This is a genomic window from Agromyces seonyuensis, assembly GCF_009789225.1.
GTDB classification, from domain to species: domain Bacteria; phylum Actinomycetota; class Actinomycetes; order Actinomycetales; family Microbacteriaceae; genus Agromyces; species Agromyces seonyuensis.
Genome location: NZ_WSTA01000050.1, coordinates 22,783 through 29,300, shown reverse-complemented (window position 1 = coordinate 29,300; position 6,518 = coordinate 22,783). Strand labels below are relative to the sequence as shown.

5 protein-coding genes are annotated in these 6,518 nt (G+C 73.8%); 3 read left to right on the top strand and 2 right to left on the bottom strand.

Annotated elements, in window-relative coordinates:
• Positions 1–275: 275 nt before the first annotated feature.
• From GB864_RS18195 to GB864_RS11595, 3 genes are all read left to right on the top strand, one after another.
• Positions 276–1,133 carry a MarR family winged helix-turn-helix transcriptional regulator gene (locus GB864_RS18195; RefSeq protein WP_202107178.1) on the top strand — a complete coding sequence of 286 codons (858 nt, stop codon included), beginning with the start codon at positions 276–278 and terminating at the stop codon, positions 1,131–1,133.
• A gap of 201 nt (positions 1,134–1,334) precedes the next feature.
• Complete coding sequence (locus GB864_RS11600; RefSeq protein WP_160425198.1) at positions 1,335–3,077, top strand: AlkA N-terminal domain-containing protein; 1,743 nt, start codon at positions 1,335–1,337, stop codon at positions 3,075–3,077.
• Positions 3,074–3,616 (top strand): methylated-DNA--[protein]-cysteine S-methyltransferase, encoded by a 543-nt coding sequence (locus GB864_RS11595; protein WP_160425196.1) that lies wholly within the window; start codon positions 3,074–3,076, stop codon positions 3,614–3,616. The genes GB864_RS11600 and GB864_RS11595 overlap by 4 nt, the downstream gene beginning before the upstream one ends.
• Positions 3,617–3,629: 13 nt before the next feature.
• Here the strand turns inward: GB864_RS11595 and GB864_RS11590 are convergent, their stop codons facing one another.
• The gene (locus GB864_RS11590; RefSeq protein ID WP_160425194.1) at positions 3,630–4,859 is read right to left on the bottom strand and encodes a saccharopine dehydrogenase family protein; all 1,230 of its coding nucleotides are present in this window, start codon (positions 4,857–4,859) and stop codon (positions 3,630–3,632) included.
• Between the two features lie 20 nt (positions 4,860–4,879).
• Complete coding sequence (locus GB864_RS11585) at positions 4,880–6,424, bottom strand: APC family permease (RefSeq protein WP_160425192.1); 1,545 nt, start codon at positions 6,422–6,424, stop codon at positions 4,880–4,882.
• Positions 6,425–6,518 lie beyond the last annotated feature (94 nt).

Below are 6,518 nucleotides of genomic sequence, written 5' to 3'. Positions count from 1 at the left end.
GGATCAGGACCCGGCGGCCCGCGCGGCCCGCCGCCCGGGCCGCCGGGTCCGCGGCCGCGGAGGGCGCCGAGCGCCGCCTCGATCTCGGCGGCCGGGTCCGAAGCCGAGTGTTCGCTGGGTCCGTCTTGACGATCCTCGGTCATACATGTCACCATACATATACATGTCGCATGACATGCAATGCCGAACGGCTGATCCGCCGCATCCGGCATCCATCGAGAACACGCGCAACGCGCGCCGGGCGCCCACGGGCGCACCGAGGAAGGAACACCACCATGACCACCGATCAGCAGATCCCCGAACCCCAGCCCGACGAGACGCCCGCCGCCGACACGGCCGAGGCGCCCGAGGCCGGTCGCATCCCGACCGACCGCCGCCCGCTCGGCTTCTGGCTCAAGGTCGTCGACCGCCGCCTCTCCGAGCAGATGGCCGAGCTCTTCGAGGCCGAGGGCCTCACCCGCCGCGATTGGCGGCTGCTCGAGCTCATCGACGGCCACGCCGACGACGAGCGCCTTGCGGCCCGTCTCGCCAAGCATCCGGACCTCGTCGACGACCTCGTCGACCGCGGCTGGATCGCCGGCGAGCCGCTCGCCCTCACCGATGCCGGCCGCGAGGCCCGCGACCACCTGCACGGCAAGGTCTCCGGCCTCCGTGCGAAGGTCGCCGGCGCCGTCTCCCCCGAGGACTTCGCGACCACGCTCGCGAGCCTCGAAGCCATCGCCCGCGAGCTCGGCTGGGACGAGTCCCAGCGTCCGGCCCGCGGCAAGCGCGGCGGCCGCCGCTTCGGCTTCGGCCGGAGCCACGAACGCGGCCACGGCCAGGGCCACGGCCACCGTGGATTCGGCCGCGAGGGCTTCGGCACTCGCGACGGATTCGGCCCCGACGAGCGCTGGATCGCGCCCGAGTCCGGCGCACCGGGCTTCGGCCCGCGCGACGGCTTCGGCCCGCGCGACGGCCGCGGTCGCCCGCGCCGCGGATTCGACCCGCGCGAGGGCTTCGGCCCCCGTCCCGGGTTCGGCCCCGGTCGTTCCGACGTCCACGTCCACGTGCACGTCCACGACGACGCCCGTCACGGCGGCCCGCACCACGGCCGCGATGCCCACGACCGGCGCGACCCGCGCGGCCGCGCCTGACGTCATCCGGTTCGCCCCACGACGGGCCGCCTCGCACGGGGCGGCCCGTCGCCGTCTGCTCTCCGCGAGTGGGTAGGTCCTGCGGGTGCGCACCCAGTGCAACCCGCAGGACCTACCCACTCGCGAAAGGGCGATCGGCACCGCACGGTCGTGTCCGATTTCCGCCAGACGTAGGCTGGGATCCCGAGTGGAATGGGATCCATGAGCAGCACCGAGACCGCAGCCGTGCCCCGTCCGGGCCGTGCGCGACGTGCGCGCCCGGGCGCCGCCGGGCCGACCGGCACCCATCCGGGCTGGTCCCTCGGCGACCCCGGCTTCGACGAGCGCTACCGCGCGATCGACGCGCGCGACACCCGTTTCGACGGGCAGTTCTTCACGGCAGTGCACTCGACCGGCATCTACTGCCGGCCGTCCTGCCCCGCGCGCACGCCCAAGGCGGAGCACGTCACCTTCTACGTGACGTCGGCCGCGGCGCACGAGGCCGGGTTCCGTGCGTGCAAGCGCTGCCTCCCCGAGGCGACGCCGGGCACACCCGCCTGGGACCTGCGCCGCGACCTCACCGGCCGCGCGATGCGCCTCATCGCCGACGGCGTCGTCGACCGCGACGGGGTCGACGGGCTCGCCGACCGCCTCGGCTACACGTCCCGCCACGTGCAGCGGCTGCTGACGACCGAACTGGGCGCCGGCCCCCTCGCGCTCGCCCGCGCCCGCCGCGCCCAGACCGCGCGCTCGCTGCTCGTCGGCACCGACCTGCCGATCGCTGAGGTCGCCTTCGCCGCCGGGTTCGGCTCGATCCGGCAGTTCAACGAGACGGTCCTCGAGGTGTTCGCGGTGCGGCCGGGGGACCTCCGCGACCGCGCGCGCAGCCGGCATCCGCACCGCGCCGACGCCGCGGACACGGCCGTCTCCGCGGCCTCCGCGACCGGCGCCGACACCGGCGCCCCCGTCCGCCTCGACCTCGACCTGCCGGTCCGGCAGCCGTTCGACGCGCCGGGCGTCTTCCGCTTCCTCGCGGTGCGCGCACTGCCGGGCGTCGAGTCCGCCGACGCCGAGCCCAGCGGCACGACGCGGCCCGACCGCCTCCGCTACGCCCGCACGCTCACCCTCCCGCACGGTCCGGGCGCGGTCGAACTGACGGCCGAACGCCGCGGCACGGCCGACTGGCGCGTGCGGGCGCGGCTCGAACTCGCCTCGCTCGCCGACGTCGGCACGGCGGTCGCCCGCATCCGACGGCTCCTCGACCTCGACGCCGACCCGGCCGCGATCGACGCGGCCCTCGCGGCCGACCCTGCGCTCGCCCCGCTCGTCGCGGCGGCCCCCGGCATCCGGGTCCCCGGCGCCGTCGACCCGCACGAACTGGTGATCCGCGCCCTCGTCGGCCAGCAGATCTCCGTCGCAGCGGCCCGCTCCCACCTCGGTCGCCTCGCCGCGGTCGCGGGCACGCCGTACGCCTCGGGCATCCCGGGCCTGACCCGGCTCTTCCCGACGCCCTCCCAGCTCGTCGCCGCGATCCCGGAGCCGCCCGCCGAGGGGCCGCTCGATCCCGACCGCCCGCTGCGCCTGCCGCGGCGCAACATCGTCGCCGTCCGGAACGCGGCCGGTGCTCTCGCCGACGGCGGCCTCCGGGTCGACGTCGGAGCCGATCCCGAGACCCTCCGCGCCGACCTCGTCGCCCGCCCCGGCATCGGCCCCTGGACGGCCGCCTACCTCGCGCTCCGCGTGCTCGGCGACCCCGACGCGTGGCTCGACGGCGACGTCGCGCTCGTCGCGGGGGCGAAGGCCACGGGCGCGCTCGACCCCGACGTGCCGAAGGCGGCCGCGCATCGCGAGCTCGCCGCCCGCGCGGCATCCTGGGCGCCCTGGCGCTCCTACGCGACCATGCACCTCTGGCAGGCCGCGCTCCCGACCCCGACCACCGCATCCCGAACGGAGGACGCACGATGAGCGTCGCCACGGCCACCATCTCCACCGCCACGATCGAGACCCCCGACGGCCCCTTCACGGTCGTCGCCGACGAGGATGCGGTGCTCGCGTCCGGCTGGACGGCCGACGTCGCCTCGCTGGTCGCGCTCGTGCATCCGAGCATCCGCCCCGATCTCGCGGACGTGCGCGACGAGCTCGACGCGCCCGGCGCGGACGGCGCCCTCGCCGCCGCGCTCGGCGCCGTCGACGCCTACTACGCGGGCGACCTCGACGCCCCCGGCCGCGTGCCGGTGCGCCAGCGATCGGGCGAGTTCCGGATGCACGCGTGGGACGCGCTGCGCGAGGTCGAACCCGGCGAGCGCGTGACGTACGCCGAGTACGCGGTGCGCTCCGGCCGCCCGGCCGCGGTGCGGGCCGCCGCGGGGGCATGCGCGCTCAACGCGGCCGCCCTCTTCGTGCCGTGCCATCGCGTGGTGCGCACCGACGGCGGCCTCGGCGGGTTCCGCTACGGCCTGCCCATCAAGGAGCGCCTGCTCGAGCGGGAGCGCCCGGCCGCCTGAACCTCCGCGGCCCTCACTCGATCGGCAGTTCCCGCATCCCCCACGGCGACCCGTAGCCCTGGGGCGCGGGGGCGGCGAGCAGTTCGAGGAAGGGTCGAGCGTCGAAGGCCTCCGGTCCGAGCACGCCGACGCCCTCCCAGGTGCCGCGCGCGAGCAGTTCGAGGGCGACGACGGGGTTGATCGCGGTCTGCCAGACGACGGCCTGCGAGCCGTACTCGGCCATCGAGTCGGCGTTGTCGACCACGTGGTACAGGTACGTCGAACGCGGTGCGCCGTCGACGCCGGTGCCCCGCACCCACACGCCGGCGCACGTCTTGCCGTGCATCCGGTCGCCGAGCGTCGCGGGGTCGGGCAGTGCCGCGGCCACGACGTCGCGCGGCGAGACGTCGACGCCGCGCACCCGCACGGGGTCGGTGCGGTCGAGGCCGATCTTGTGCAGCACCTCGAGCACCTGGATGAACTCGGCGCCCAGCCCGTACTTGAAGTCGACGCGCTTCGCCGCCGTCCAGCGCGGCATGAGGAGCACCTCCTCGTGCTCGACGTTGACGCACTCGACGGGCCCGATGCCCTCGGGGAAGTCGAACACCTCCGGCTCCGAGAAGGGCGCCGTCGTGTACCACCCGCGGTCGGCCTCGTAGACGATCGGCGGGTTCAGGCACTCCTCGATGGTCGTCCAGATCGAGAACGACGGCGCGAAGTCGTAGCCGTCGACGACGAGGTTCGCACCGTCGCGGACGCCGAGCACGTCGATCTCCGAGAACAGCTCGTCCTCGGCGTAGCGGGCGAACACGTCGGAGAGCCCCGGCTCGACGCCGATGCCGACGAGCGCGAGCCGCCCGGCCGTCTCCCACTCGCCCGCCTTCGCGAACTGCGCATCGCCGAGCTTCACGCCGGGCAGCTCGTGCGGGCGCTCCGGATGCGGCGTGGAGAGGCTCATCGCCATGTCGAGGTACGTCGCGCCGGCGTCGAAGCAGCCCTCGAACACGGGCATGACGAAGCGGGGGTCGACGGCGTTGAGCACGTGGGTGACGGCGTGCTCGCGGATGAGCGCGGCGACGGAGGCGGCATCCGAGGCATCCACCCGGGCGGCGACGAGCCGGTCGTCGCCGACCTCCGCGACGAGCGCCTCCGGGCGGGCGGGGTCGGAGTCCGCGACCACGAGCAGGTCGAAGAAGTCGCGGCGGGCGGCGATGCGGACCGCGGCCGAGCCGACCCCGCCCGCGCCGACGATGAGGATGCGCATGGATGCTCCGTTCGGGTCGTTCAGGTGAGCCCGCCGTCGACGGAGCGGCCGTAGTCGGCCGGTTCGTCCGGGACGAGCACCGGGGTCTCTCGGTTGAGGCTCTCGCCGCGGAAGAACGGCTTCGAGCCGGGGAACAGGAACCACAGGAGCATGAGCACGACGCCGAGCGCAAGGGCGCCGATGCCGACGACGAACGTGCCGCCGATGCCGAGCAGCACCGAGTACCCGTACTCGACGGAGTACATGTCGATCGCCGACTGCACGAACGCGGAGGTGAGCATGAGCGCGCCGAGCAGCGGCAGCAGGCCCTTGAAGACGAAGTCGCGGCTCGAACGGAAGAGCTCGCGGCGGAAGTACCAGACGCACGCGTACCCGGTGATGGCGTAGTAGAACGCGATCGCGAGGCCGAGGGAGAGGATCGAGTCCTGCAGGATGTTGTCGCTCACGAACGTCATCCCGATGTAGTAGACGCTCGCGACCACGCCCATCACGAGCGTCGAGAACGACGGGGTCTTGTAGGTCGGATGCACGCGGAGGAACCGGCGCGGCAGCGCCCGGTATGCGGCCATCGCGAGGGTGCCGCGGGCCGTCGGCAGGATCGTCGTCTGCGTCGACGACACCGCGGAGACGAGCACCGCGAGCACGAGGATCCAGCCGAACGGGCCGAGCAGTCCGTCCTGGATGGAGATGAACACGTCCTCGGCGTTGGCCTCGTTGCCGAGGCCCGTTCCGGTCGAGCCGAGGCCGGCGTACATCATCGCGGCGACCGTCACGCCGACGTACGTGCCGAGCAGGATGAGCGTCGTGAGCAGCGCCGCGCGCCCCGGGATGCGGCGGGGGTCCTTCGTCTCCTCGTTGAGCGAGAGGCACGTGTCCCAGCCCCAGTAGATGAAGATCGCGAGCAGGATCGCCTCGGTGAAGCCGCTCCAGTCGGTGAACGCGAAGGGGTTGAACCACGCCCAGTCGAACGGCGTCGGGTCGGGAGCCGTGCCCGCGAAGAACTGCCAGAGCGCCGCGACCGCGAAGACCACGAGGGCGAGGTACTGGAACCCGAGCAGGATGTTCTGAAGCCGTTCGCCGATCTCGACGCCCCGCCAGCTCACCCACGTCATCGCCGCGATGAACACGACACCGGTCGCGGTGACGAGCGGCACGTTCTCGGCGAGCGAGCCGTCGCCGAAGAACGACCAGAAGTAGATGCCGGCGACCTGCGCGAGATTGGCAAGCACGACCATGCCGGCCACGGCCACACCCCACCCGCCGAGCCAGCCGACCCACGGGCCGAACGCCTTCGTCGCCCAGGTGAAGGTCGTGCCGCAGTCGGGGATCTCGGTGTTGAGCTCCCGGTAGGCGAACGCGATGCAGAGCATCGGCACGAACGCGACCACGAAGGCGATCGGCGCCTGTGCGCCCACGGCGAGCACGACGAATCCGAGCGTCGCGACCAGCGAGTACACGGGGGCGGTGGACGCGAGTCCGATCACCGTGGAGCCCCACAACCCGAGGGTTCCAGCCGCGAGCCCCTTGCCGTCGGGGCGCTCCAGGCTGATCGGCGACGTCGCCATGACCCATCGTCGATCCGCGCCGGGGCCGCGTCAACGGACGCGGCCCGGATGGCACGACGAAACCCGCCCCGGCTGCACGGGGCGGAGCGAGCGG